Raw genomic sequence first — 25,888 nt, 5'->3', positions numbered from 1 at the left:
GGGCGGGGCCCCCGGGGCGGTCGGTCCTGCGGACGCGGCGTCAGTCCTCCGGGCCGAGGTACGCGACGTCGCCGTCGGACGTGCGCAGCTCGACGCGGACGTCGGCGGCGGGGTCCGTCGCGCCCTCGACGCGCTGACGTCCGTTCGACGTGATCTCCAGCGCGACGGGGTCACCCGTCCCGTGGACCGTCACGTCGCCGTCGACGGCCTGCACCGTGACGTCGCCGCGCACCTGCGCGACCAGCACGTCGCCGTCCCGGTTGCGTGCCGTCAGCGCGCCGCGCACGTCGCGCACCTCGATGCGACCGTCGGAGGCCCGCACGTCCGCGTCGCCGGCGAGGTCGGCCAGGACGACCGCGCCGTCGCGGCTGCGCACCGCGACGTCGCCGCCGGCCTCGGTGACGCGCACGTCGCCGTCGGAGAGCGCCACCGCGACGTCCCCGCGCACGCCCTGTGCCGTGACCTCGCCGTCGCGGCCTCGCACGTCGAGGTCGCCCCGGGCGCCCGAGACGTGGACGTCGCCGTCGGACGCGCGCACCTCGACGTCCGCGGCGGGCCCGGCCACGCGGACCTCGCCGTCCGTGGTGCGGACGACCACGTGCGTGCCCTCGGGGACCGTCACCTCCAGCCCGGCGGAGCAGGTCGTCAGCCACACGCCCTCGCACTCGTGCCGCACGACCGTCCGCACGCCGTCCGACGTGACCTCGTACCGGGGCCCGGTCCACGCGAACCGCGCGACCCGCTCGACGCGCACGTCGTCCACGGCGGACACGGTGACGAGCACCTCGCCGTCGGCGACGAGCTCGACGACGTCCGTGGCCGCGAGCGTCGCCACGGCGGACGTGGTCTGCGCGAACATCGACGCGAGGACCTGCACGACGCCGAGCGCCAGCAGCAGCGCCGCGAGCACGGCCCCCACCACGGTCAGGGCACGTCCGCCGGCCGGGCGTCGCGCGGGTCCACCCGGCGTCGTGCCCGGCGGCGTCGTCGGCGGGACGTGGGTGGGCTGTGCGGTCGTCACGGTCGTGCTCCGTTCGTCGGGCCGTCCTCGAGCCAGCGCAGCACCGCGAGGACGCGGCGGTGGTCGTCGGCGTCGGGGGGCAGGTCGAGCTTGGTGAGGATGGACGTCACGTGCTTCTCGACGGCCGGCAGGCCGACGACGAGCCGCTCGGCGATCGCGGCGTTGGACCGGCCCTCGGCCATGAGCGCGATGACCTCGCGCTCGCGGGGCGACAGCACGTCGGACAGCGTGCGCCGCGAGCGGGCGAGCACCTGCGCGACGACCTCGGGGTCGAGGGCCGTGCCGCCGGCGGCGACGCGGGCCAGCGCGGCGAGGAAGTCGTCGACGTCGGCGACGCGGTCCTTCAGGACGTACCCCAGGCCGCGCGCGTCGGCGGCGAACAGCTCGCGTGCGTAGCGCTGCTCGACGTACTGCGAGAGCACGAGCACGGGCAGGCGGGGGTGCAGGCCGCGCAGGTGGACGGCGGCGCGCAGGCCCTCGTCGGTGTGCGTCGGCGGCATGCGGACGTCGGTGACGACGACGTCGGGCAGGTCGGCGGCGGGGTCGCCCAGGACGGCGACGAGCTCGTCCGCGGTGCGGTAGCCGGTGACGGCGTGCCCCTCGGCGGTGAGCAGACGGGTCAGCCCGTCGAGCAGGAGGACGGAGTCCTCGGCGATCACGATGCGCACGGCACCTCCACGGTGAGCACGGTGCCCCGACCGGCGGGGCTGACGAGGTGGAACGTGCCGTCGAGGGCCTCGACGCGGCGACGCAGGCCGTCCAGGCCGCCGCCGGGCGCGGCGTGCGCGCCGCCGGCGCCGTCGTCCGCGACCTCGATGCGCAGCCGGTCGCCGTCGACCGCCGCGCGGACCGAGGCCCGCGTCGCGGTCGCGTGCTTGGCGAGGTTGGTGAGCGCCTCGGCGACGACGAAGTACGCGGCGGCCTGCGCCTGCGACCCGACGCCGTCGCCGACGCCCTGGGCGTCGACGTCGACGGGCACGGGGCAGCGGGCCGCGAGCGCCGACAGCGCGGCGTCCAGGCCCCGGTCGGTGAGCACCGCGGGGTGGACGCCCCGCACGAGGTCGCGCAGCTCGGCCAGCACCTCCTTCACCTCGCCGTGCGCCGCGTCGATCGCGGCAACGGCCGCGGCGGGATCCTGCGCGGCGGTCCGGCGTGCGACGCCCAGCTCGACACCGAGCGCGACGAGGCGCTGCTGCGCGCCGTCGTGCAGGTCGCGCTCGATGCGGCGGCGCTCGTCGTCGGCGGCCACGACGGCGGCCGTGCGCGTCTCGCGCAGGTGCTCGGCGCGCCCCTCGGCGACGTCGGCCCGCTGCTCGGCGGCGCGCGCCGCGCGCTCGGCCTCGGCACGCGAGCGACCCCCCAGCAGCGCGCGGGTCAGCCGGACCTGCGCGAGGTTCGTGAGCTGCACGACGAGCGCCGCGAGCCACAGGGCGACCAGGGCCCCGGGGACGAGGAGCGCGAGGTGGAACCCGTTGACCCGCCCGGCGAGCGGCGCGGCGGGCACGACGAGCGCGAACGCCGCCAGGCTGAGGGCCACGGACCCGGCCGTCCACGCCAGGAGGCACGTGAGCAGCGCGTGGGCGACGGCGGCCCACGAGCGGGCGTCGCGCAGCCACGGCCACCAGGACCGCGGGCGGTACGGGGCCGCGGGTCCGGGCGCGGGCGGCGGCACGACGACGCCGAGCTGGGCCCGCAGCCGCGCACGCTCCCCCGTGCCGTACCCGCGTGCCAGGACCAGCGTCAGGACGAGCAGCGGCACGCCGACGACGAGCACCGCGAGCCCGATGCCGAGGCCCACACCGGTGACGAGCAGGATGGACGCCGCGAGGCTCACGGCCGCCGCCAGGACGATCTGCCCGGCGCCGGCCCACGTGGCACCCGCGACGGGGGCCAGCGCGAGCGCGCGGCCGCCGGTGAGCATGGGTGAGACGAGGCGGACGTCGTCGGCGAGGGGGATCTCGTCCGGGGTCGGTGGCGCGGCGGCCTGGAGGGCTGTGCTCATGCCGACGACGGTAGGCGTCCCGCCCGCCCGGGCGCTGCCGTGCCCGCCCACGTCGTGGGGTAGGGCCAGCCCTACCCCTGTCCCTGCCCGCTGCCCGCGCGGGTGGCGGCCCGGCGCCGGCTCACGCGGGCGGGTAGGCCGCGCGCAGCCGCTGCCACTCGTCGCCGACCAGCGGCAGCACGCCGCCGTGCTTGGTGTCGGGCGGCATGCGGAACCGGCTCGGCGGGATCCGCTCCCACCGGCCGTGGGCGAGGTCGGTCGTCCGGAAGCCGACGTAGCCCTGGGGCCGGCGGTCGTACTGGTCGAGGAACAGGTACCAGACGTCGTCGTGGTGGTCCTGGAAGAGGATCGGTGCCTCGAGCCGGTCGAACTCGTCGGCCCCGATGCGCGTCGCCACCGTGCGGTACCCGTCGGAGAGCAGCGCCGGGCCGACCTCGTGGTGCACGCGGTCGGACCCGGGCTCGAACGACTCGTGCTTCGAGATGCGGTGCACGACGCCGTCCTGGACGAGGACCGTCGTGTCGATGACCCCGGAGCCGCGGTCGATCAGCACGTGCCGCTCCCCCAGCCGCCGGAAGTCCGGCGTCCACGCGGCCAGGACGCGGCTGTACGCGTCGCCGCGGTGCTCGACGTCGTCCGCGGCGTACAGGGCCGACGACCACAGCAGCAGGTACTCGCCCCGGTCGGCGTCGTACACGGCCTCCGGGGCCCAGGCCATGCCGGCCTCGGGCGGGGCGACCTCGAGCGTCCACGGCTCGGACCAGGTCACGAGGTCCGGCGACCGCCAGACGAGGATGCGGCGGCTGCCCCGGCGCGTCCACGCGTCCCACCCCGCGTCGTCGCCGCCGTAGATCCGCAGGTCGGTGGCGACGAGGAAGAAGCCGTCGGGGCCGCGCACGACGTACGGGTCGCGGATACCGGTGGTGCCGAGCGTCGAGCGCAGCAGCGGCCGCCCGCCGTTGAGGCGGACCCACGCGCACGGGTCGTCCCCGTCGCTGAGCGAGAGGTGGACCTGCTCGCCGTACCCGTCGGGGTCCTCGACGAAGTGCACGAGCAGGTACCCGAAACCGTCACCCGGGGACGCCCCCGCCTTCCCCTGCGGCGGGGAGGGTGCGGGCGTCGCCGGGTGACGGTCCACGTGCGGTTCCTCTCAGGACAGCTGCAGCCGGAACATGCTCCAGGACGCCGGCGGGAGCTCCGCGCGCAGCGTCGTGCCGTCGACCGCGGCCGACGTGTGGGCCCGCGGCGCGACGCGGTCGGGCTCCTGCATCGTGTTGGCCGCGAACACGTCGTCGTCGGCGAGCAGGACGGCCTCCGTGAGGCTCGCGGCCCCGAAGCCGCCCAGGTCCGTGGCGAAGGAGACGGCCTCGCTGGGGTTGCGGTTGACGACGAACACCGCGAGCTGCCCCGTCTCGGCGTCGTGCGTGGCGACCGCGTCCAGGACCGCCACCTCGCCGTGCTTGGCGGTGGCCAGCGTCGGCGCGTCCACCCGCAGGTCGAGCACCTGGCCCTGCGCGTGACGTGCCATGAGCGCGAAGGGGTGGAAGATCGACTGGCGCCACGCCGGCCCGTCGGGCTCGGAGCGGATCGGGGCGATCGTGTTGACGAGCTGCGCCTGGCAGGCGATGGCGACGCGGTCGCTGTGCCGCAGCAGCGTGATGAGCAGCGACCCGACGACCACGGCGTCGAGCAGCGTGTACGCGTCCTCGCTGAGCCGCGGCGCCTTGGTCCAGTCCGTCGGCAGCCCGGACTCGGTGAGCGCCTTGTTGTACCAGACGTTCCACTCGTCGAACGAGATCATGATCTTCTTCGACGACTTCAGGCGGGCGCCGACCGCGTCGGCCGTGGCGACGACCTCGCGGATGAACTTGTCCATGTCGACGGACGAGGCGAGGAAGCTGGCCCGGTCGTCGCCGTCGAGCTCGTAGTAGGCGTGGGCGGACACGTGGTCGACGAGCTCGTACGTGTGCTCGAGGACCGTGTCCTCCCAGGCGCCGAAGGTCGCCATCGCGCGGCCGGACGACCCGCAGGCGACGAGCTCGAGGTCGGGCTCGACCTGGCGCATCGCGCGCGCCGTCTCGGCCGCCAGGCGGCCGTACTCCTCGGCCGTCTTGTGGCCGAGCTGCCAGGGGCCGTCCATCTCGTTGCCGAGGCACCACGTGCGGATGGCGTGGGGCTCGGGCGCGCCGTGCTCGACGCGCAGGTCGGACAGCGCGGTGCCCTTCGGGTGGTTCGCGTACTCCAGGAGCTCGACGGCCTCGGCGATGCCGCGCGTCCCGAGGTTCACGGCCATGACCGGCTCGATGTTCGCCTTGCGCGCCCAGCGCATGAACTCGTTGAGACCGAACGCGTTCGTCTCGATGGTCTTCCACGCCGGGTCGAGGCGCGTCGGGCGGTCCTCGACGGGCCCGACGCCGTCCTCCCACCGGTACCCGGACACGAAGTTGCCGCCCGGGTAGCGCACGGCCGTGACGCCCATCTCCCGCACCAGCGCCAGGACGTCGCCGCGCAGACCGTCCTCGTCCGCGGTCGCGTGCCCGGGCTCGTACAGCCCGCCGTAGACGCACCGACCCATGTGCTCGACGAACGACCCGAACACCCGGCGGTTGACGGGGGCCACGACGAACGCGGGGTCGATCGACAGCTTGCCGCTCTGCATTGCTACTCCTGTGGTGGATGGACGCCCGGTCGCGGGTTGGCCGCCTGTCGGACGCGGGTATGACGGACCGCCCCGAACTCCGGCGCGTGCCGGAGCCCGGGGCGGACGGGGACTACTTGCCGATCTGGTTCTGCAGGTCCTTCTGCGCCTGGTCGAGCGCCTGCTGCGGCGCGACGCCGTTCTCGTAGACCTCGGTCAGGGTGGTGGTGGTGAACAGGTTGTTCAGCGTCGGCAGGTTCGGGTTCGCGAAGCCGTCGAAGTGCCCGATGCCGTCCTTGACCTCGTTGAGGACGTCGAACAGGTTCGTGCGGAAGTACTTGTTGAACTTGTTCTCCGGGTCCTTCGTGACGGCCTCGTCCTCCCACACCGACATGTTCACGGGGTCGAAGCCGAGGACCTCCCACACGGCGACGTTCGCCTCGGGCGAGAGCTTGGCGAACGCGAGCCACTCGGCCGCGAAGTCCTTCTTGGGCGAGGACTCGATGACGGCCGTGCCGGTCCCGCCGCCACCGATCGTGGCGACGTCGCTGCCCTCGACGACGGGCGCCGGGGCGATCGCGACGTCACCGGCGAGGTCGGGCATGTAGTCGACGAACCGCGACGTGTACCAGGCGGGGTACACCACGGCGGCGTAGTCGCCGCTGTTGATGACGCCGAACGCCTGCTCGTCGTCGGGGCTGCCGCCGGGGATCGTGGAGATCGCGCCCGCGTCGAGCATGGCCTTCTGCATCTCGAACGCCTTGACGACGTCGGGGTTGGCGACGTCGACGTCACCGTTCTCGTCGAAGAAGTTGCCCCCGAGCTGCGCGACGATGAGCGGCTCGACGAAGTTCACGGTGGTGCTGGCGATGCCGAACGCCTTGCCGGTCGCCTCGTTGTACGTCGCCCCGGCCGCCGAGAAGTCGTCCCACGTCTCGATGGTCGTGTAGTCGATCCCGGCCTCCTCGAGGAGCGCCGCGTTGTAGAACGTCACGAACGCCCCGACGTGCATCGGGAAGCCGAGCACCTTCTCGGCGCGGGTGTAGAGGTCCAGCCGCGCCTGGACGATGTCGTCCTGGTAGGGCTTGGCGGCCTCGGACAGGTCCATGAGCGGCGTGCGGCCGTCCGCCGACACGAAGTTGCCGAACTTGTTGACCTCGATGTCGACGACGTCCGGCAGGCCGGAGCCCGCGTTGACCGCGAGCTGCAGCTTGTTGTGCATGTCCTGGTACGGGTAGACGGTCACGTCGAGGTCGACGGGCCGGTCGGGGTTCTGCTCGTTCCACTCCGCGGCCATCTGCTCGTAGTAGTCCGCGTGGAGCTCGGCGAACACCCACATGTCGAGCGAGGTGGCCTCGCCGTCGGCGGGGGCCGCCGCGGGCTCGTCCGAGCCGCCGCTGCACGCCGAGAGCATGAGTGCCCCTGCCAGACCGGCCGCGACGAGCGACAGGTACCTGCGTGGTCCAGCCATGGTTGTGACTCCGTTTCGTTGTGTGGTGCGGGTGGTGCGGGTGGGCGGTCAGCCCTTGAGCGCCCCCGCCGTCATCCCGGCGACGAAGAATCGCTGGAAGCAGAGGAAGAGCACGAGGACGGGCAGGAGGGAGAAGAAGGACCCGATGATCAGCAGGTCGTAGTTGTTCCCGTACGGCGTCAGCAGGGTGTTCAGGCCGATCGGCAGCGTGAACTTCTCCGCCGAGCGCAGCACCAGCAGGGGCCACAGGAAGTTGTTCCACGTGACCATGCCGTTGAGGATCCCCATGGCGGCCAGCGCCGGCCGCGAGATGGGCAGGACGACCCGGAAGAAGATGCCGAACTCGGTGACGCCGTCGACGCGGCCCGCCTCGAGCAGCTCCTTGGGGATCCCCATGAAGTACTGCCGGAAGAAGAAGATGGTCACCGAGGCCGCGAGGAACGGGATGACGATGACGCCGTACGAGTCCGCGAGCCCGAGGTCGTTCACCATGACGTACAGCGGCAGCATCATGATCTCGAACGGCACGGTCATGAGGAGCAGCACCGAGATGAACGCGGCCGTCTTCCCCTTGAAGTCGTACATCGCGAAGCCGTAGGCGACGAACGAGCTGACCAGGAGCGTGCCGGCCACCTGGACGAGCGTGAGGCCCACCGAGTTGGCGAACCACCGGAAGTACAGGCCCGAGTCGGTGAAGAGCATGACGTAGTTGTCGAACCGGAACGACGAGACGTCGACGTCGAGCCGCAGGCCGCTGCGCATGATCTCGCCGCCGTCCTGGAACGTGCCGACGAAGATCACGACGAGCGGCACCAGGACGATGAGCCCGATGACGGCGAGGAAGACGCTCTGGATCGTCACGAACATCGCCCGGGGCAGCGGGTACTTGCGCCGACCCCCGGGGACGCCCGTCCCGCGCTCCGCCGAGGGGGCGGGCGTGGCCGTGGTGGTGGGCGCGCTCATCGGGACTCCTTCTTGAACGTGCCGGTGAGGGTGAGGTAGGTGAGGTTGATCGCCATGATCACGACGAGCAGGACCACCCCCACGGCGGACGCGTAGCCGAGGTCGTTCTCCTCGATGCCGCGCCGGTACAGGTAGCCGACGACCGTCAGACCCTGGTTGTTCGGGGAGCTGTTGCCGGCGTAGAGCATGAAGCTCTCGAGGAACATCGCCAGGCCGCCGTAGATGCTGATGGTCGTGACGTAGACCATCGTCGGCTTGATGTTCGGCAGGGTGATGGAGAAGAACTGCCGGAGCTTGCCGGCCCCGTCGATCGACGCCGCCTCGTAGAGCTCGCCGGGGATCGACTGCAGGCCGGACAGGAAGTACAGGATGTTGACGCCGGTGTACCGCCAGGTCGCCAGTGCCAGCAGCGCGACGAGGCCACCGAGGTCGGTGCGCAGCCACCGCACGGGGTCCGCGCCGAACCAGGCGATCACCTGGTTCACCAGGCCCGTGCTCGTCTCGGCGAACATGAGCCGGAAGATGATGCCGGCGACGACGACGGAGGTCAGCGCGGGGATGAACAACGACGCCTTGAAGAGGTTCTTCAGGCGGTCCGACCCGAGCCGGGCGTTGATGACGACCGCGAGCAGCAGCGGGACGGGGATGAGGATCACGAGCGTCAGCACCATGTAGCGGGCGCTGTTGTACATGGCCTGCCAGAAGATCCGGTCGCGCCACAGCCGCTCGAAGTTGTCGGTGCCGACGAACGACGCCTCGCCGAACATCACGCTCTGCGTGCTCATGACGAACGTCCGCACGAGCGGCACGGCCCAGAACGCCAGGAGCGTGATGACGAACGGGGCGATGAAGAAGTACGGGGCGAGGCGCTGGGAGTACAGCAGCGCCTTGAGCCGGTGCCCGACCGGCGTGCCGGGTGACGCCGTTCGTTCCTGCAGCTGTGCCACTTCTGCTCCTCCTGCCTCCCAGGGAGCGCCTCGCTGCTCGACACCTGCGTCGAGCGGGGCCCCACCTGGATCGGACGTTTCACCTGATGTGGCACGGTGCCCGTCCACTATGACGATATACACCGGTGACCTGGCGTTTTACGACGTCGTAACCGCCACGCCACTATTGCGTCCGCGCCGGACGTCTGTCAACCTCTCGGCATGAGAACGACGGGACGGCCTGCGCGGCCGGACGCAGGGGTGGACGCAGGGGCGGCGGCGGCGGGGGCACCGGAGAACGCACGGCGACCGTCGTGAAGGTGACGATGCAGGACGTCGCACGGCGCGCCGGCGTCTCCAACAAGACCGTCTCGAACGTCGTCAACGACCACCCCCACGTGCGCCCGGAGACGCGGGCGCGCGTGCAGCACGTCATCGCCGAGCTGGGCTACCGGCCGAACCTGTCGGCCCGCGGCCTGCGCTCCGGCAGGACCGGCGTCATCGGGCTCGCCGTGCCGCAGCTGCGGCAGCCGTACTTCGCCGAGCTCGCGGACGCGGTGATCGCCGCCGCCGAGCGTCGCGGCCTGGGGGTGATCATCGGCCAGGCCGGGGCGGACCGTGACCACGAGACCGCCGTGCTCGCGAACGGCCTGCGGCAGACCGACGGCATGCTCTTCAGCCCCGAGCACCTCGGCACCGAGGACCGTCACCTGCTCGACGACGTCACGTACCCGCTGGTGCTGCTCGGCGAGCGGATCTTCGGCGGCCCGAACGACCACGTGACCATGCACAACGTCGAGGGGGCCCGCGCGGCCGTCGAGCACCTGGTCGGCCTCGGCCGGCGGCGCATCGCCGTCCTCGGCGCCCACCCCGACCGGCGCAGCGGGCAGATGCGCCCGTCGGACCTGCGCGTGCGCGGCTACCGCGAGGCGCTCGCCGTGGCCGGCCTGCCGGAGGACCCGCGGCTCGAGCGCGCCGTCGCGCCCTGGCTCCCGCAGAACGGCGCGGACGCGACCCGCGAGCTGCTCGCGTCGGGCGTCGAGTTCGACGCGATCTTCGCGCTCAACGACAGCCTCGCCATCGGCGCCCTGCGGGCGCTCGCCCGGGCGGGGCGCCGCGTGCCCGACGACGTGGCCCTCATCGGGTTCGACAACATCGGCGACGGCCGCTTCTCGACCCCCTCGCTGTCCAGCGTGGACCCGGGCCGGGAGGAGATCGCCGAGACGGCCGTCGCGATGCTCGTCGAGCGCATCGAGGCCGGCGCCCGTGACGTCCGCCCGCCCCGCCTGCACAAGGCGGCCTTCCACATCGTCGCCCGCGAGTCCACGGGCGGGCAGGACGACCAGGCCTGAGGTGGGCGACCCGTGGACGTCGTGCCGCCTGCAGCACGACGAGGGGCCGACCCCGGGCGTGTGCCCGGAGCCGGCCCCTCACCCGTCGCGCATGGGGTCACGACGGGTCGCGGTCACCTGTCACTAGGAGCAGGTGGCGCCGTTCAGCGTGAAGGACGTCGGCACGTTGTTGGTCCCGGAGTGCGAACCGTTGAAGCCGATGTCCACCGAACCGCCGGCCGCCAGCGAGCCGTTCCAGGCCTCGTTGGTGACCGTCACGGCCGAGCCGGACTGCGCCCACTTGGCGCTCCAGCCCTGCTGGACCTGCTGACCGTTGGCGAAGGCGAACTTCAGGGTCCAGCCGCTGAGCGCGGCCGTCCCACGGTTCGTGATCTTCACCGAGGCCGTGAAGCCGTTGTTCCAGCTGTTCGCCGTGTAGCTCACCGAGCAGGACGCACCCGGGTTCTGCGTGGGCGTCGGCGTGACCGTCGGCGTCGGGGTGACCGTCGGCGTGGGCGTGACCGTCGGCGTCGGGGTGATGGTCGGCGTCGGCGTCACGGTCGGCGTCGGCGTGACCGTCGGCGTCGGCGTCACCGTCGGCGTCGGCGTCACCGTCGGCGTCGGGGTCGGCGTCGCGCCGCCCTCGAAGAGACGGGCGTAGTCGGACAGCGCACCGGCGATCGCCGTCTGCGCCCAGAACCGGTGGTACTCGAACTGCGGGTCGGGCCCGCCGTTGAGCGCCGCCTGGACCTTGGCCCACTGCGGGTCCTGCTTGTAGAACGACCGGATGTCGAGGAACGAGACACCGGGCTTGACCACGTCGCCGTTGGGCATCGTGCCCGTCCAGCCGGACGGGATGTAGATGCCGTCGCCGCCCGCGGTGTAGACGTCGTCGAACCGCTGGAAGTCCTTGCGGGTCTCGACCGACGAGACGCCCAGGGAGTCCTGGTTGCTCTCCCAGATCGCGTCGAGCAGGTCCTTGGCGGTGTCACGCGCCTCGGTGTTGCCCGACTTGGCCGCGTAGAACAGGAGCGCACGGGCGGTGTCGCCGGCGACGCCGACGTCCTGGCCGGAGCTCTTGAGCGTGACGGTCAGGCCGGAGTTCGAGCCCGGGTTGGTCGGGTTCCAGGTGTCGGGCTTGCCCGACCACGTCAGCTCCGACGGGACGGACCAGTCGGCGCCGTCCGTCTCGATGTGGTCGACGACCCACGCCGACCACTTGTCGAGGACGGTCTTCGCCTTGGCGTTGCCCGTCTCGTAGTAGAGCTCGGCGAGCCGCTGGACGCCCCACGCCTGCATGCCGAACCACTGGTTCGACGGCGGGTCGTTGTAGACGGGCGCCTCGGTGTAGGCCATGCCGTAGAACGTCGGTGTGCCGGCCGGGGGCTGCGCGTACGCACCGTCCCAGCTGTTCGTGGCGCCACCGGCGATCGGGCCGTTGGACGACTGCAGCCACTGGTAGAACTCGACCTGACGCTCGGCGGCCTTGGTCCAGTCGGCCTTGGCGGTCGAGGACTTGGGCGTCAGCTTCGGGTCGTTGGCCAGGGCCCACGCCGCGAACGGGTTCTGGTACCCGAAGTGCGCGTGCGACGAGCCGATGCGCCACGCCCAGCCCGAGCTGGTGTCGGTCGCGCCGCCCCAGGCCATGTACCAGGACAGCAGGTAGTGCGCGCTCTCCTTGCCGGACCCGGCGGGGCAGCTCGGCGAGGTGCAGCCGATGGTCTTGAAGTACTTGTCGAACAGCGTGTAGCGCAGGTAGTCGCCGAGCTTGGCGGCCTTCGCGACCGTCGCCGCGACGTCGGCCGCCTTGCCCTGCTCGGTCGCCCACTTGTTGGCCCAGTAGACGGCCTCGACGGCGCGTGCGTCGGCGTCGGACGCCGACGTGTACTTCCACTGCTTGGCGTAGGACGAGTCACCCGTGAACAGGTCGAGGTAGCCGTTCTTGCCGCCGGACGTGAAGTCGTCGCACGTGGGGTGCGGGACGGTCTCCCAGACCGACTCCTGCGGGCCACGCTGGAACGTGTTGACGAGCGACATGCCCTCGTGGTCCGGGCCGAGCTGGCAGCCGGGGCCGGGCGCGGCACCGAAGCCGTAGATGTTGTCGACGTCGCCCAGCCAGTGCATCTGGTAGATGTCGTTGTTGCCGTACGTCGCGCGGAGCTCGGCGGCGATCGGGTCCTTGCCGACGCTGCCGCTGCTGCCGATCTGCGACGGGTACTTGCTGGGGTGGTTGTACTCGGAGGCGTAGCTGGCCGGCGCGTCGGCCTTGTAGAACGAGTTGGTGGGCTGGTCGGCCTGCTGCGGGATCATGTAGGTCTCGAGGTTGACCCACGCGTCGTTGAGCGGCTTCCAGTTGCCCGTCGCCTGCCCGTACAGCGCCTCGAGCCAGATCCAGTAGCTGTACGCCTCGGACGTCGTCATGTGCCCGTAGTCCGGGGCCTCGACCATGAGGGTCTCGACCGCGTGGTAGGGGATGCCCTGCGGGCTGAAGTACCCGTTGGCGGGGTCCTTGATCTTGTCGTACTGCTCGAGGAACCGCTCCGCGTACTCGGAGTCGACCGCGACCGCTGCGGGCGCGACCTGCGCCGTCGTGGGCCCGGCGAGGGCGGACGCGGCCTGCGCGCCTGCCACGGCCACGAGCGACGTGGCTGTCAGAACGGCCCAGGCCGCTCTGACGGCACGCCGTCGGGTGCTTGAGGACATCTTCCGTACCTTTCTTGGCGTCGACCACGCACGGCCTCGGTGCCGCCGTGGAACCTGCCGGCGGCCTCGGTGCCGTCGCCAGTCCTGCGAGAAGGAACGGACCGCGAGCCGGTGGCGCGTCTTCGCGCACCGCGGCGAGCGGTCTGGACGTCGCTCACTCTCTTCACGCGCGCGGGCGTCGTCCAGGTGGCGAAACGCTTAGGGACAGGACCTCGTGGGAGCGCGACCAGGCGCGCGCACGCGGACGGCGCGCCACCCGGTCGGGGTGACGCGCCGTCGCACGTGCTCGCTCCGTCAGCTCCAGCGGAAGATGCGCACCGCCACCGGCGTCGCGACGGCCGCCCACAGCGCCATGACGACCATCTGCTGCGTCGGGAACGGCGCACCGACCCACGCGTCGGTCATCGCCTGGGTGGCGGCGCCGAGCGGCAGGTAGGTGGCGACCGTCTGGACGGCCTCCGGCATGATCGGCAGCGGCAGCCACACGCCCGCGAAGAACAGGCTGACGAAGTAGGCCGTCATGCCCAGCCCGTTGGCCGCCCCCGTCGTCGCCGCCCGGGCCGCGATGAGCGCGCCGAGCCCGAAGACCGACAGCACCGCGAGCAGGAACGCCAGCGCGACCGTCCACGGCTGGCGCGGTAGCTCGATGTCGAGCACGACGACGGCCGACACGAGCGCGAGTGCCGCCGCCACCACGAGCGCCGCGAGGTTGACCAGCACCTGGGCGACCAGCAGCCGCGCCGGGCCGACCGGTGTCGTCGACAGCCGGCGCAGCACGCCGCGCTGGCGGTAGGTGGCCACCGTGACGGGGAAGCTCGACAGGCCGATCGTCGCGATCGCCAGGCTCAGCACGATCGGCGTGTACCCCGTGATCGCGGTGATCTGCGCGAGCAGCGGGTCCTGGTCGCTGAAGGGGTCGTCCGCCCAGGGCATCACGAGGCCCAGCACCGTCAGGAGCACGACCGGGAAGCCGAGCGAGAAGAACGCCGCGGCGGGGTCCCGGACGAGCAGACGCGCCTCCGAGACGATCATCCGGGCCAGGGCACCGCCGCGACGGTGCTCCGTGGCCGGCGCGGGGGCCAGCGCGCCGCGCCGTGCGGCGGCAGGGGTGGCGGTCGGGGTGGGCGTCGGGGTCGGGGTCGGGGTCATGTCACACCTCCGCGGCGGTCGTGGCGAGCTCGGGTCCGGCGCCCTCGGCACCGGTGAGGGAGACGAACGCGTCCTCGAGGGACGCGCGCTCCAGACGGACGTCGTGCGTCGTGACGTCGTGACGGGCGAGCGCGACGAGCACACCCTGCACGACGGCACCGCCGCCGCGGACCACCAGCTCGCGGTCCTCGACCACCGCCTCGCGCACCCCGGGCACCCCCGCGAGCGCACCCAGCAGCACGCCGTCGGCGACCGGCACGTCGGGGCGCACGCGCAGCACGTGCTCGCCCTGTGCGAGGCCGACGATCTGGTCCGGCGTCCCGACCGCGGCGACGCGGCCCGCGGCGATGAGCGCGATCCGGTCGCACAGCCGCTCCGCCTCCTCCATGAGGTGCGTGACGAGCACGATGGTGACGCCCGCGTCGCGGATCGCCTCGACGACGGCCCACGTCTCGCGGCGCGCGTGCGGGTCGAGGCCCGTCGTCAGCTCGTCGAGGATCGCGAGCTCGGGCCGCCCGACGAGCGCGAGCGCGACCGACAGGCGCTGCTTCTGCCCCCCGGACAGGTCCTTGAACGCCGCGTCCCGCTTGGCGGTGAGCCCGAGCAGGTCGAGCAGGTCCGCGGGGTCGGCGGGTGCCGAGTAGAAGGACGCGTACAGCTCGAGCGCCTCCTGGACGCGCAGCCGGTCGGGCAGCGCCGACTCCTGCAGCTGCAGGCCGACCTTCTCGTGCAGCGCGGCAGCCTGCGTCGTCGGGTCGAGCCCGAGGACGCTCACCGTGCCCGCGTCGGGGCGGCGCAGGCCCGCGATCATCTCGACCGTCGTGGTCTTGCCGGCGCCGTTGCGCCCGAGGACGCCGTAGATCTCGCCGCGCTCGACGGTCAGGGACACGTCCGCGACGGCGAGCGTGCTGCCGTACGCCTTGCGCAGGTGCTCGGCCCGGACGACCGGGGTGGTGCTCATGGTGCCTCCTGGTGACGGGGTGGGACGCGGGGTGTGCGGTGCCGCAAGGCCGGCCGGTGGCGGGCTCCGTGGTGACGTGGTGCAGGGCTACGGGGTGGCCGGACGCACCGGGACGCGGGAGGTGACGGCGGCGTGGGCACCCGCCGTCAGGGCGATGACGAGGAGGCAGGCGAGCAGCCACGGCGCGGCCGCGGCCCACGAGCCACGACCGGCGGGCACGTCCGCGAAGCCGCTCAGCAGGGCCAGGACCAGCAGCACGGGGCCCGCGGTCAGGGGCAGCGCGAGCGTGCCCCACCACCCGCCGACGCGCTGGTACACGACGCCCACGAGCAGCCCGGAGACGTTGGCGACGACGCACGCCAGCACGAGCTCGGCCAGCAGCAGGCCCGCCGGGGACGACTCGTCCGCGAGGATCGCGTCGGCCACCCGCCAGCCCCAGCCGGCGGCGTGGTGCAGCTCCCGCTCCACCGCCGCGAGCGCCGTGAGCACCACCGCGTAGGCGGCACCGGTGCCCGTGGCGACCAGGAGCGTCGCCCGGGCGAAGGTGCGGCGCGTCATGCCGGCGGCCACGTGGACCCGCAGCATCAGGCCCACGACGATGACGGCCTGCGCGAAGGGGAACCAGATCGCCCCGTGGCGCGAGTACAGGATGACGGCGGCGTCGAGCTCGCCGTCGATGCGCGCCAGCACGAACGTGAGGACGACGAAGAACGGTGTGACGACCGCCCAGAACCAGGCGAGCGTGACGAGGTTGGCCCGACCGAGCCGGCGCACCGTGTGCGCGACGGGTCCGCGACGGGGCGCGGTCGGGGTGACGGTGCTCATCGCGGCTCCTTCCTGGTGCGTGCGGTCGGGGGTCGGGTCGGGGGTCGGCTCGGAGGTCACGCCGGCGAGGGCGGTCACGGTCGCGCGGTGACGGGCGCGCGGCGGGCGAGGCCGGCGAACACCAGTGCCGTGACGAGGCAGAACACCGCGCCCACGCCGGCGCCGAGCAGGAGGACCTGCGTGTCGCTCGCGGTCGTCCAGATGCCCGGCAGCTCCATGAGGCGCGCGCCGCCGAGGTACATCGACACCGCGAGCGGCCCCACGGTCAGCGGCAGCGTGAGCGTGCCCCACCACGCGCCGCCCCGGAGGTACACGACACCGACGAGCAGCCCGGACAGGTTGCCCAGGACGAACGGCACGGCCTGGTCGAGGAAGAGCGCCCAGACCGGCGACGACGCGTCGGAGACCTGGACCTCCGTGATGACCGAGTCCCACCCGAGGGCGTCGTGCACGGCCCGCTCGGCCAGGACCAGGGCCGTCAGGACCGCGGCGTACGCGAGGCCGGCTCCGACCTCGACGACCAGGGCGGCCCGGACGAAGCTCCGCCGTGTCATGCCGGCGGCGACGTGCACCCGCAGGTAGGCGGCGACGAGCATGATGGCCAGCGAGAACGGGAACCACGTGGCCGCCTGCCGGGCGTAGATGGCGATGGAGACGTCGGTGGCACCCGCCACGGCCCATCCGATGACGTTGCCGGCGACGATCGCCACGATCGCGATGCCCCAGAACCACCCGGCCATCTGCAGCAGGGCGACCGCCAGGCGGCGGGCCGTGTGCGCGGTGGGCGAGACCCGCGGGGGTGCGACGGCGGCGGTCACCGGGCCACCTCCCCGTCCGCGGGCCCGACCGTCGAGCCGGTGCGCTGCGGGTCCGTGAGGTGCACGAAGAGGTCCTGCAGCGGCACGGGGCCGAGCTCCAGCCCGGCGTCCCGTGCGCGGCGCTCGTCGCCCTCCACGAGAGCGCCGCGCACGGTGGTCCGGACCGTCCCGCCGAGCCGCTGCGTCGCGAGCACGTCGCGCCCGGCGACGAACTGCTCGACCGCGGGGGCGGGCCCGGTGACGGCCAGCCCCTCCGCGCGCAGGGTCTCCGCGTCCTGCGCGACGAGCACGCGTCCGCGGTCGAGCACGACGACGTCCTCGAGCAGCTGCTCGATCTCGCCGATGAGGTGGCTGGAGAGGATCAGGGTGCGGGGGTGCTCGGCGTAGTCCGCGAGCAGCGTCTCGTAGAAGGCGTACCGGCTGGGCGCGTCGAGGCCCAGGTGGACCTCGTCCAGGATCGTCAGCGGGGCCCGCGCGGCGAGCCCGAGGACGATGCCGAAGGCCGACTTCTTGCCGCGCGAGAGCTTCGACGGCTTGCGCCGGGGGTCGAGCTCGAACAGGTCCATGAGCTCGCCCGCGAGCTCGTGCGAGAACGTGGGGCGGGCACCCGAGACGTACGCGAGGTTGTCCTTGAGCGGGTAGTCCTCGAGGACGTCGCCCGACTCCCGCACGAAGCAGATGCCGGGCACGACCCGCTCGTTCTCCCACGGGTCCTCGCCGTCGACGAGCACGCGGCCCGCGGTCGGGCGGCGGAAGGCGGCGAGCAGGGAGCCGAGCGTCGACTTGCCGGAGCCGTTGCGGCCGAGCAGGCCGGTGATGGTGCCGGGGCGGACGGTCAGCGTGACGTCGTCGAGCGCGACGACGTCGCCGTAGCGCTGCGTGACGCCGCGCAGCTCGACGCCCCAGCCGGTGGTCGTCGTGGTCATGGGTGGTCTCCCTCGGGTGCGGGGGTGGCGGCGCGGGCGCGCAGGCGGGCGACGACGTCCTCGACGTCGATGCCGAGGACGCGCGCGGCGTCGGCGACGGGGTCGACGGTGTCGGTGAAGAAGGACTCGCGGGCGTCGGCGAGCAGCCGCTCGCGGGCGCCGGGCGCGACGAACATCCCGACGCCGCGGCGCTTGTAGAGCACGCCCTCGTCGACGAGCTGCGCGAAGGCCTTGGCGGCCGTCGCGGGGTTGATGCGGAACGTCGTCGCGTACTGCGTCGTGGACATGACCTGCTCCTCGGCGCCCAGGGCACCCGAGAGCACGTCCTGGCGGATCTGGTCGGCGATCTGCAGGTACACGGGGTCGCGGCCGTCGAACACGGTCACCCCTTCCTGCTGGTTCTGTGGTTCATTACTCGACTAATGAACCACAGAACCGTGCGGACCACAAGGCCCGGATCCGCGTGCGAAGCGTTTCGACGTCCGCCGGGGCGTGTACGGCCCCCCGCGGGCGGGGTTACGTTCACCGGCGTCACGTTGTGATCGTTCACACCACCTCGACGGAGAGGTCCCGACGATGCCCCAGCAGCCCGACCCGCACGCAGGCGGCGACCCACGCGCACCGCTCACCCGCCGACGCCTCCTCCAGCTCGCGGGCGTCGCGGGACTCGTCGCCGCGGCCGGGCCGCACCTCGGCCCCCTCCCCCGCGCGCTGGCCGCCGAGACGCCGCTGGCACGCGCCGAGATCGGCACTCGCGCACGGCCCTTCGAGCTCGGCCAGGTGCGTCTGGCCGCGAGCCGGTGGACCCAGAACCAGGACCGCACGCTCGCGTACCTCCGCAGCGTCGACGTCGACCGGCTGCTCTACAACTTCCGCGCCAACCACCGGCTGTCCACGCAGGGCGCCCAGGCGCTCGGCGGCTGGGAGGCCCCGAGCTTCCCGTTCCGCACCCACAGCCAGGGCCACTTCCTCACGGCCTGGGCCCAGGCGTGGGCCGTGCTCGGCGACTCGACGTGCCGCGACAAGGCCACCACCATGGTCGCGGAGCTGGCGAAGTGCCAGGCCAACAACGGCGCCGCCGGGTTCACCCCCGGCTACCTGTCCGGCTTCCCCGAGTCCGACTTCAACGCCGTCGAGACCGGCAGCGGCAACGTCTCGTACTACGCGATCCACAAGACGCTCGCCGGCCTGCTGGACGTCTGGCGGCTGCTGGGCAGCACGCAGGCGCGCGACGTCCTGCTGCGGTTCGCGGCCTGGGTCGACGCCCGCACCGGCCGGCTGTCGCAGTCGCAGATGCAGACCGCCCTGCGGGTGGAGTTCGGCGGCATGAACGCGGTCTTCGCCGACCTCTACCTCATGACGGACGACCGGCGCTGGCTCACCGTGGCGCAGCGCTTCGACCACGCCGCGTCGTTCGACCCGCTCGCCGCCAACCGCGACCAGCTGAACGGGTCGCACGCCAACACGCAGGTGCCCAAGTGGGTGGGGGCGGCACGCGAGTACAAGTCCACCGGCACGACCCGCTACCGGGACATCGCCCGCAACGCCTGGGCGATCACCGTCGGGGCGCACACGTACGCCATCGGCGGCAACAGCGAGGCCGAGCACTTCCGGCCCCCGAACGCGATCTCGACGTACCTCGACAACGACACGGCCGAGCAGTGCAACACGTACAACATGCTCAAGCTCACGCGCGAGCTGTGGACGCTCGACCCCGACGACGCGCGCTACTTCGACTACTACGAGCGGGCTCTGCTCAACCACCTGCTCGGCGGTCAGAACCCGTCCGACCCGATGGGCGGCTTCTCGTACTTCACGCCGCTGCGTCCCGGCGGCCGGCGCGGCACGCCGTCCACCGGCCCGGCCTGGGGCGGCGGCACGTTCTCCACGCCCTACTCGACGTTCTGGTGCTGCCAGGGCACCGGGATCGAGACCAACACCAAGCTCATGGACTCGATCTACTTCTTCGAGGGCACGACGCTGACGGTCAACCTGTTCATGCCGTCGACCCTGACGTGGTCCGCCCGCGACGTGACGGTCACGCAGGCGACGACGTACCCCGTCGGGGACACCACGACGCTGACCATCGGCGGGAGCCCGTCGGGGTCCTGGACGGTCCGGGTGCGCATCCCGTCCTGGGCCACGGGGGCCTCGCTGACCCTGAACGGTGCGGCGCTGGCCGTCGCGGCCGCCCCGGGGTCGTACGCGTCGGTCACCCGCACCTGGGCGGCGGGCGACGCGCTCGGCGTCCGGCTGCCGATGACCTTGCGGGTCGAGCCGACGAACGACGACCCCGGCGTGGGCGCGGTCTTCTTCGGTCCCACCGTGCTGTCCGGCAACTACGGCGACCGCACGCTGTCCGGGCCGCCGGCGCTCGACGTCGCGTCCGTCACCCGCACCAGCGCCACCGCGCTGGCGTTCACCGCGAGGGCCGACGGCCAGGACGTCGCGCTCGGCCCGTTCTACGACGCGCACGGCCACAACTACACGGTCTACTGGCGCACGAACGGGTCCGGCGGCACCCCTGCGGGCGGGTCCGGCCCGTACCGCCTGGTCAACGCGGCCAGCGGCCTGGTGCTCGGCATCGCGTCGATGTCCACGGCCGACGGCGGCCTGGCGCTGCAGTGGTCCGACAACGGGTCCGCCGACCACGACTGGGTGCTCGTGCCCGACGGCGACGGCCTCAAGCTGCGCAACGTGCACAGCGGCAAGGTGCTGGGCGTCGAGAACATGTCGACCGCCGACGGTGCGCGCGTCCTGCAGTGGGGCGACACGGGCACGGCCGACCACCGCTGGACGCTGCTCGACGCGGGCGACGGCACGCACCGCGTCCGCAACGCGCACACGTCGCGCCTGCTCGGCATGCAGGGCAACGGCACCGCACAGGGCACGCAGGCCGTCATGACCGGCGACGACGGCACCACCGACAACCGCTGGCGCGTCGTGCCCACCGGCGCGCGCCGCATCCAGAACCGGAACAGCGGCCTGGTGCTGGGCGTCACCGACATGTCGACGGCCGACGGTGCGCGCGTGCTGCAGTGGGCCGACACGGGCACGGCCGACCACCTGTGGACGGCGGTGCTCGGCAGCGACGGCCTGCTGCGGCTGCGCAACCAGCACACGGGCAAGGTGCTGGCCGTCGACGGCACGGGCAACGGCGGGCGTGCGGTGTCGACCACCGACGCGGGCGCGAGCACGCAGCGGTGGCGGCTGCGGTACGGGTCCGGCGGGTACTTCCGGCTGCAGAGCGCGACCGGCCGGGTGCTCGGCGTCGACGCCATGTCGACGACGCAGGGCGCCGCGGTCCTGGTGTGGGACGACACCGGCACGGCCGACCACCTGTGGCGGTTCGTCTGACGATCTCCCCGGCGGAGGTGGGCCCCACCGCCTCCGCCGGGGCCCTCAGCGCAGGACCGGGCGCGGGCCCAGGGACGCCAGCAGGCGCAGCTTGTCGTCGTCGGGCGTGCCGGGGGTGGCCGTGAAGACCAGCAGGACCTGCGCCTGCTCGACGTCCACCAGCTTCTGGCAGTCCAGGAGCATCTCGCCCAGCTCGGGGTGCACGAGCCGCTTGCGGGGCTCGTGGCGCAGGCCCACCTCGTGCTCGGCCCACAGCCGGGCGAACTCGTCGCTGCGCGCCAGCAGCGACTCCACCACCCGCGCGGCCCGCGACCCCGGGCCCTGGCGTGCGTGCGCGGCCCGCAGGTCGGCGACGAAGACGCGTCCGCGCAGGTCGTGGTCCTCGCGGGGGTAGACGTCGCGCGACGCCGGGTCCACGAACCAGCGGTGCACGACCGCCCGGTCCAGCCCGACGAGCCCCGCGTCGTCGCCCAGCAGCGCGGCGGCCGCCGCGTTCTGCGCGAGGGTCTCCCCCAGGTCCGTCATCACCTGCGCGGGCGTGTCGTGCAGCCGGTCGAGGACCCGCATGAGCCCGGGTGCGACGTGCTCGCCGCGCCCGACGCGCTCGGGCGCGGGGCGCCCGGCCAGCCGGAACAGGTGGTCCCGCTCGGCCAGCGAGAGCCGCAGGCCGCGCGCCATCGCCGCGAGCATCTGGTCCGACGGCTGCGGTCCGCGCGCCTGCTCGAGGCGCGACCAGTAGTCGCTCGACATGTCGCACAGCAGCGCGACCTCCTCCCGGCGCAGGCCGGGCGCGCGGCGCCGCGACCCGCGCGGCAGCCCGACGTCCTCGGGCTGCAGCGCCTCGCGGCGCGTGCGCAGGAAGTCGGCGAGCTGGAGTCGGTCCACGCGCGCAGTCTTCGCCCGCACGGGGCCCGCGGCAAGGCCCGGCAGGTGCGCCGCCGGCGCGTGGGGTGCGGTCGTCACAGCCGCGTGCCGCCCGACGCCTCGATCCGCTGGCCCGTCACCCAGCCGAGCGCGGGCGAGGCCACGGCCGCGACGACGGCGCCGATGTCCGCCGCCTCCCCGACGCGCCCCAGCGCGGCCTGCGTGGAGAGCGCCGCGCGGAGCCCGTCGGTGTCCCGCACCGCACCGCCCGCGAAGTCGGTGGCCACCGGCCCCGGCGCGACGACGTTGACGGTGATGCCGCGCCCGCCGAGGTCGACCGCCCAGTAGCGGGTCAGCGCCTCGACCGCCGCCTTCATCGCGCCGTACCCGGCGTGGTCGCCGGGCTGCACGAAGCGTGCGAGCCCGCTCGACACGTTGACGACGCGGCCACCGTCGGCCAGGAGCGGCGCGAGGGCCTGGGTCAGCAGGAAGACGCCGCGCACGTGCACGTCGAACAGGCTCTGCAGGTCGTCGGCCGTGGTGCCGCCCAGCGGCGTCGCGAGCGCGTGGCCCGCGTTGTTGACCAGCACGTCGAACGACGAGCGCCCGCAGGTCTCGCCCAGCGCCGCGGCGAGGCGCGCGGCGAAGCCCTCGACGTCGGTGACGTCGCCGGTGTCGAGCCGCAGCGCGACCGCGCGCCGGCCGAGCGCGGTGACCTCCGCGACGACCGCGGCCGCGTCGTCCTCGTGCTGCCGGTAGGTCAGGACGACGTCCGTGCCGTCGGCCGCCAGCGCCAGGGCGCTCGCGCGGCCCAGGCCGCGGTTGCCGCCCGTGACGACGGCGATGCGGGTGGTGGTGCTGGTGTCGGTCATGGTGGCCTCCCGGAGCCCGGCCGCCCGGTGCGGCCTCGTGCTGCCAGCGTGGGCGCACGCGTCGGGGTGGAGAAGGCAGCGTCGATCCAGGGAGCGGCGGTCCCTGGTTGCGCGGGCGTGGCTCCCCGTGGCGCCGGCGGCGCCGTCAGCCGGAGACGACGGCGCAGCGGTCCTCGCCGGGCGCGGGCGTGCCGGTCGTGCGCGCGAGCAGCGTGCGCAGCGTGTCGCGCTCGCCGGCGCTCAGCCCGCGCAGCACCTCGGCCTCCGCGGCGGTCATGCGGCCCTCGACGTCGGCGAGCGCGGAGCGGCCCGCGTCGGTGGCGGCGATGCGGCGCACCCGGCGGTCGGCGGGGTCGGGGCAGCGTTCGACGAGGCCCGCGTCGCACAGGTCGTCGAGCAGGTAGGTCATGACGGTGCGGTCGATGCCGAGGTGGCTCGCGAGCGCGGCCTGCGTCGGCGGGGCGGCCGCGTGGGCGGCGACCTGCAGCAGGTGGTACCCGCGCGGGCCCGCCGGGATGCCCTCGAGGGCGTCGGCGACGCCCTCGCGCCAGCGTGCGAGCAGCGTGCCGAGCTGCCAGCCGAGGTCCTCGGCCGAGCGCTCCGGGGCGGGCGCTGCGGCGCGGGTCGTGGTGTGCGTCACGCCCTCAGCATACCTGTGTCCCATCAGATCGTCTGTCGTGCATATGATCTGTTCACTACACGACCCTGGAGGAGACGTCATGACCGACTACGGGCACGAGCTGCGGTTCGGCACGTTCCTCACCCCGCAGAACGCCGACCCGCAGGCGTCGGTCGAGCTCGCGGTGCTCACCGAGGACGCCGGCCTCGACCTCGTGACGTTCCAGGACCACCCGTACCAGCCGTCGTTCCTCGACACGTGGACGCTGCTGTCCTACGTCGCCGCGCGCACCCGGCGCGTGCACCTGTCCGGCAACGTGCTCAACGTGCCGATGCGCCCGCCGGCCGTCCTGGCGCGGGCGGCCGCGAGCCTCGACCTGCTCTCCGGCGGGCGCGTCGAGCTGGGCCTGGGTGCAGGCGCCTTCTGGGACGCGATCGAGGCCATGGGCGTCCCGCGGCTCACGCCCGGCGAGGCCGTCGACGCCCTCGACGAGGCGATCGACGTCATCCGCGCCCTGTGGGACACCGACGCGCGCGGCCCGCTGCGCGTCGACGGGGACCACCACCGGCTCGCGGGCGCCAAGCGCGGACCGGCCCCGGCGCACGACATCGGCATCTGGGTCGGCGCGTACAAGCCGCGCATGCTGCGGCTCGTCGGGCGCAAGGCCGACGGCTGGCTGCCGTCGCTCCCCGGCCTGCAGCCCGGTGACCTGGGCCGCGGCAACGCGACCATCGACGAGTCCGCGACCGGCGCGGGACGCGACCCGCGCGAGATCCGCCGCCTGCTGAACATCGGCGGACGCTTCACGCCGACGCCCGGCGGCGGCCTCGACGGCCCGCCCGAGCAGTGGGTCGACGCGCTCACCCGGTACGCGCTCGACGACGGCATCGGCACGTTCGTCCTGTCCACGGACGACCCGGGGACCATCCGCACGTTCGCCGAGCAGGTCGCCCCCGCCGTGCGCGACGCGGTCGCGGCCGGGCGGGCGACGTCCGGCACCGCCGCCGGCCCGGTGCGCACCGCGGCCGCGCTGGCGAAGCGCGCCGACGGCATCGCGTACGACACGGTCCCGGCGGACGTCACCGCCGTCGAGCCCGGTGACCGCGCGTACCCGGCGCTGCGCTCGACGTACATGCGGCGCGGCGCGCCCGGCGTCGTCCTGCTCCCCCGCACGACGCCCCAGGTGGTCGACGCGCTCGGGTGGGCGCGCGAGCAGCACGGCCCGCTCGCCGTGCGCTCCGGCGGCCACGGCATCTCGGGCCGCTCGACGAACGACGGCGGCGTCCTGCTCGACGTCGGCGCGCTCGACGACGTGACGGTCGTCGACGAGGCGACCCGACGCGTCCGGCTGGGCGCGGGCGCGACGTGGGGCAAGGTCGCCGCGACGCTCGCACCGCGGGGGTGGGCGATCTCGTCCGGGGACTACGGCGGCGTGGGCGTCGGGGGCCTGGCGACCACGGGCGGCATCGGGCTGCTCGGGCGGTCGTACGGGCTGACGATCGACCACGTCGTCGCGTACGAGGTCGTCACGGCGGACGGGACCGTGCACGTGGTGGACGCGCAGCACGAGCCCGAGCTGTTCTGGGGGCTGCGCGGTGCGGGCGGCAACCTCGGCGTCGTCACCTGGGTCGAGATCGAGGCGGCCGAGGTGCCCGACGTCGTGCACGCGACCATGACGTACGACGCGTCCGACCCCGCCCGGCTCGTCGAGCGCTGGAGCCGGACCGTGCGCGAGGCGCCGCGGCAGCTCACGAGCTTCCTGCACCTGCAGGCCGGCGGCGGCGGGCGCCAGCCGCTCGCGCAGGCGATGACCGTGTGGGCCGACGACGACACGACGTCGGCGGTCACGGTGCTCGAGGAGCTGCTCGGTGCCGGGCCCGTGCTCGACCAGCGCGCGTCGCTGACGCCGTACTCGGGCATCGTCGGGCCCGTCGCCAAGCACCACGACGGCGGTGCGCCGCCCGTCACGCGGTCCGGCCTGCTGCCGACCATGACGCCCGCCGCCGCGGCGGACCTCGCGGCGCTGCTCGGCTCGGGCGAGGCGGGGCTCATGCAGCTGCGCGCGACGGGCGGCGCGGGCAACGACGTCGCACCCGACGCCACGGCGTACGCGCACCGGCACGCCGAGCTCGTCGTCAGCGCGTTCGCGGGCCGCACGCAGCGCGCAGGACTCGACGGCGCGTGGGACCGCCTCGCCCACCCCCACATGGACGGCCTGTACCTGTCCTTCGAGACCGACCCGCGCCCCGAGCGACTGCTCGACGCGTTCCCGCCGCTCACGCTCGACCGGCTGCGCGCGCTCAAGCGCACGTACGACCCCGACCACGTGTTCGACCAGAACTTCCCGATCGACCCCCGGGGGTAGGCACCCGCCTCCGCCAAAGGTCGCAAGGCAGGTTCCCCGCTGCGCCCGAAGACCCGGTACGCCCGTGCTGACCAGCA

21 protein-coding genes are annotated in these 25,888 nt (G+C 73.5%); 3 read left to right on the top strand and 18 right to left on the bottom strand.

Going from position 1 to position 25,888, the window contains the following annotated elements:
• Positions 1 to 40 precede the first annotated feature (40 nt).
• The 8 genes from H9657_RS17145 to H9657_RS17110 all read right to left on the bottom strand — a co-directional run bounded on the left by H9657_RS17145 (position 41) and on the right by H9657_RS17110 (position 9,042).
• Positions 41 to 1,021, bottom strand: coding sequence for a DUF4097 family beta strand repeat-containing protein (locus tag H9657_RS17145; RefSeq protein WP_191784646.1), 981 nt, complete (start codon positions 1,019 to 1,021; stop codon positions 41 to 43).
• The gene (locus tag H9657_RS17140; RefSeq protein ID WP_191784645.1) at positions 1,018 to 1,689 is read right to left on the bottom strand and encodes a response regulator; all 672 of its coding nucleotides are present in this window, start codon (positions 1,687 to 1,689) and stop codon (positions 1,018 to 1,020) included. Before H9657_RS17140 ends, H9657_RS17145 begins: the two co-directional genes overlap by 4 nt.
• Complete coding sequence (locus tag H9657_RS17135) at positions 1,677 to 3,023, bottom strand: sensor histidine kinase (protein ID WP_191784644.1); 1,347 nt, start codon at positions 3,021 to 3,023, stop codon at positions 1,677 to 1,679. Before H9657_RS17135 ends, H9657_RS17140 begins: the two co-directional genes overlap by 13 nt.
• Before the next feature lie 121 nt (positions 3,024 to 3,144).
• Positions 3,145 to 4,161: a glycoside hydrolase family 43 protein gene (locus H9657_RS17130; RefSeq protein ID WP_191784643.1), complete on the bottom strand. Its 1,017-nt coding sequence runs from the start codon at positions 4,159 to 4,161 to the stop codon at positions 3,145 to 3,147.
• 12 nt (positions 4,162 to 4,173) lie between these two features.
• Positions 4,174 to 5,682 carry an arabinosylfuranosidase ArfA gene (gene arfA / locus H9657_RS17125; protein ID WP_191784642.1) on the bottom strand — a complete coding sequence of 503 codons (1,509 nt, stop codon included), beginning with the start codon at positions 5,680 to 5,682 and terminating at the stop codon, positions 4,174 to 4,176.
• A gap of 112 nt (positions 5,683 to 5,794) precedes the next feature.
• Entirely contained in the window at positions 5,795 to 7,132 is a 1,338-nt protein-coding gene (locus H9657_RS17120) for an ABC transporter substrate-binding protein (RefSeq protein ID WP_191784641.1), read from the bottom strand.
• Positions 7,133 to 7,180: 48 nt separating this feature from the next.
• Positions 7,181 to 8,095, bottom strand: a complete 915-nt coding sequence (locus H9657_RS17115; RefSeq protein ID WP_225215543.1) for a carbohydrate ABC transporter permease — start codon at positions 8,093 to 8,095, stop codon at positions 7,181 to 7,183.
• Positions 8,092 to 9,042: a carbohydrate ABC transporter permease gene (locus H9657_RS17110; protein WP_318241567.1), complete on the bottom strand. Its 951-nt coding sequence runs from the start codon at positions 9,040 to 9,042 to the stop codon at positions 8,092 to 8,094. The genes H9657_RS17115 and H9657_RS17110 overlap by 4 nt, the downstream gene beginning before the upstream one ends.
• A 305-nt stretch (positions 9,043 to 9,347) precedes the next feature.
• Here H9657_RS17110 and H9657_RS17105 point away from each other — a divergent pair, with 305 nt between their 5' ends.
• Positions 9,348 to 10,373, top strand: coding sequence for a LacI family DNA-binding transcriptional regulator (locus H9657_RS17105; RefSeq protein ID WP_225215557.1), 1,026 nt, complete (start codon positions 9,348 to 9,350; stop codon positions 10,371 to 10,373).
• 123 nt (positions 10,374 to 10,496) lie between these two features.
• Here the strand turns inward: H9657_RS17105 and H9657_RS17100 are convergent, their stop codons facing one another.
• From H9657_RS17100 to H9657_RS17070, 7 genes are all read right to left on the bottom strand, one after another.
• Entirely contained in the window at positions 10,497 to 13,055 is a 2,559-nt protein-coding gene (locus tag H9657_RS17100) for a glycoside hydrolase family 48 protein (protein ID WP_191784639.1), read from the bottom strand.
• A gap of 294 nt (positions 13,056 to 13,349) precedes the next feature.
• Positions 13,350 to 14,204 (bottom strand): ABC transporter permease, encoded by an 855-nt coding sequence (locus H9657_RS17095; protein ID WP_191784638.1) that lies wholly within the window; start codon positions 14,202 to 14,204, stop codon positions 13,350 to 13,352.
• Between the two features lies 1 nt (position 14,205).
• The gene (locus H9657_RS17090) at positions 14,206 to 15,165 is read right to left on the bottom strand and encodes an ABC transporter ATP-binding protein (protein ID WP_191784637.1); all 960 of its coding nucleotides are present in this window, start codon (positions 15,163 to 15,165) and stop codon (positions 14,206 to 14,208) included.
• An 87-nt stretch (positions 15,166 to 15,252) separates the two neighbouring features.
• Positions 15,253 to 15,990 carry a hypothetical protein gene (locus tag H9657_RS17085; protein ID WP_191784636.1) on the bottom strand — a complete coding sequence of 246 codons (738 nt, stop codon included), beginning with the start codon at positions 15,988 to 15,990 and terminating at the stop codon, positions 15,253 to 15,255.
• Between the two features lie 74 nt (positions 15,991 to 16,064).
• Positions 16,065 to 16,808 carry a hypothetical protein gene (locus H9657_RS17080; RefSeq protein WP_191784635.1) on the bottom strand — a complete coding sequence of 248 codons (744 nt, stop codon included), beginning with the start codon at positions 16,806 to 16,808 and terminating at the stop codon, positions 16,065 to 16,067.
• Complete coding sequence (locus H9657_RS17075; RefSeq protein ID WP_191784634.1) at positions 16,805 to 17,734, bottom strand: ABC transporter ATP-binding protein; 930 nt, start codon at positions 17,732 to 17,734, stop codon at positions 16,805 to 16,807. The genes H9657_RS17080 and H9657_RS17075 overlap by 4 nt, the downstream gene beginning before the upstream one ends.
• Positions 17,731 to 18,114, bottom strand: a complete 384-nt coding sequence (locus H9657_RS17070) for a GntR family transcriptional regulator (RefSeq protein WP_191784647.1) — start codon at positions 18,112 to 18,114, stop codon at positions 17,731 to 17,733. The genes H9657_RS17075 and H9657_RS17070 overlap by 4 nt, the downstream gene beginning before the upstream one ends.
• A gap of 196 nt (positions 18,115 to 18,310) precedes the next feature.
• Here H9657_RS17070 and H9657_RS17065 point away from each other — a divergent pair, with 196 nt between their 5' ends.
• Positions 18,311 to 21,091 (top strand): beta-L-arabinofuranosidase domain-containing protein, encoded by a 2,781-nt coding sequence (locus tag H9657_RS17065; RefSeq protein WP_191784633.1) that lies wholly within the window; start codon positions 18,311 to 18,313, stop codon positions 21,089 to 21,091.
• A 45-nt stretch (positions 21,092 to 21,136) separates the two neighbouring features.
• Here the strand turns inward: H9657_RS17065 and H9657_RS17060 are convergent, their stop codons facing one another.
• The 3 genes from H9657_RS17060 to H9657_RS17050 form a co-directional block, all read right to left on the bottom strand.
• Positions 21,137 to 21,976 carry a helix-turn-helix transcriptional regulator gene (locus tag H9657_RS17060; protein WP_191784632.1) on the bottom strand — a complete coding sequence of 280 codons (840 nt, stop codon included), beginning with the start codon at positions 21,974 to 21,976 and terminating at the stop codon, positions 21,137 to 21,139.
• A gap of 74 nt (positions 21,977 to 22,050) precedes the next feature.
• Complete coding sequence (locus H9657_RS17055; protein ID WP_191784631.1) at positions 22,051 to 22,827, bottom strand: SDR family NAD(P)-dependent oxidoreductase; 777 nt, start codon at positions 22,825 to 22,827, stop codon at positions 22,051 to 22,053.
• A 145-nt stretch (positions 22,828 to 22,972) separates the two neighbouring features.
• Positions 22,973 to 23,467, bottom strand: a complete 495-nt coding sequence (locus H9657_RS17050; protein ID WP_318241566.1) for a MarR family winged helix-turn-helix transcriptional regulator — start codon at positions 23,465 to 23,467, stop codon at positions 22,973 to 22,975.
• Between the two features lie 79 nt (positions 23,468 to 23,546).
• Here H9657_RS17050 and H9657_RS17045 point away from each other — a divergent pair, with 79 nt between their 5' ends.
• The gene (locus tag H9657_RS17045; RefSeq protein ID WP_191784629.1) at positions 23,547 to 25,811 is read left to right on the top strand and encodes an LLM class flavin-dependent oxidoreductase; all 2,265 of its coding nucleotides are present in this window, start codon (positions 23,547 to 23,549) and stop codon (positions 25,809 to 25,811) included.
• Positions 25,812 to 25,888 lie beyond the last annotated feature (77 nt).

The organism is Cellulomonas avistercoris, from assembly GCF_014836445.1.
GTDB lineage: Bacteria > Actinomycetota > Actinomycetes > Actinomycetales > Cellulomonadaceae > Cellulomonas > Cellulomonas avistercoris.
Note: the sequence above shows the minus strand (reverse complement) of the source record. Positions and strands in the feature narration are given on the sequence as shown.

Coding starts and splice junctions, on each gene's coding strand:
- H9657_RS17085 (WP_191784636.1), bottom strand. CDS start 15,990: ATGAGCACCGTCACCCCGACCGCGCCCCGTCGCGGACCCGTCGCGCAC.
- arfA (WP_191784642.1), bottom strand. CDS start 5,682: ATGCAGAGCGGCAAGCTGTCGATCGACCCCGCGTTCGTCGTGGCCCCC.
- H9657_RS17115 (WP_225215543.1), bottom strand. CDS start 8,095: ATGAGCGCGCCCACCACCACGGCCACGCCCGCCCCCTCGGCGGAGCGC.
- H9657_RS17120 (WP_191784641.1), bottom strand. CDS start 7,132: ATGGCTGGACCACGCAGGTACCTGTCGCTCGTCGCGGCCGGTCTGGCA.
- H9657_RS17100 (WP_191784639.1), bottom strand. CDS start 13,055: ATGTCCTCAAGCACCCGACGGCGTGCCGTCAGAGCGGCCTGGGCCGTT.
- H9657_RS17065 (WP_191784633.1), top strand. CDS start 18,311: ATGCCCCAGCAGCCCGACCCGCACGCAGGCGGCGACCCACGCGCACCG.
- H9657_RS17135 (WP_191784644.1), bottom strand. CDS start 3,023: ATGAGCACAGCCCTCCAGGCCGCCGCGCCACCGACCCCGGACGAGATC.
- H9657_RS17095 (WP_191784638.1), bottom strand. CDS start 14,204: ATGACCCCGACCCCGACCCCGACGCCCACCCCGACCGCCACCCCTGCC.
- H9657_RS17045 (WP_191784629.1), top strand. CDS start 23,547: ATGACCGACTACGGGCACGAGCTGCGGTTCGGCACGTTCCTCACCCCG.
- H9657_RS17105 (WP_225215557.1), top strand. CDS start 9,348: ATGCAGGACGTCGCACGGCGCGCCGGCGTCTCCAACAAGACCGTCTCG.
- H9657_RS17055 (WP_191784631.1), bottom strand. CDS start 22,827: ATGACCGACACCAGCACCACCACCCGCATCGCCGTCGTCACGGGCGGC.
- H9657_RS17090 (WP_191784637.1), bottom strand. CDS start 15,165: ATGAGCACCACCCCGGTCGTCCGGGCCGAGCACCTGCGCAAGGCGTAC.
- H9657_RS17075 (WP_191784634.1), bottom strand. CDS start 17,734: ATGACCACGACGACCACCGGCTGGGGCGTCGAGCTGCGCGGCGTCACG.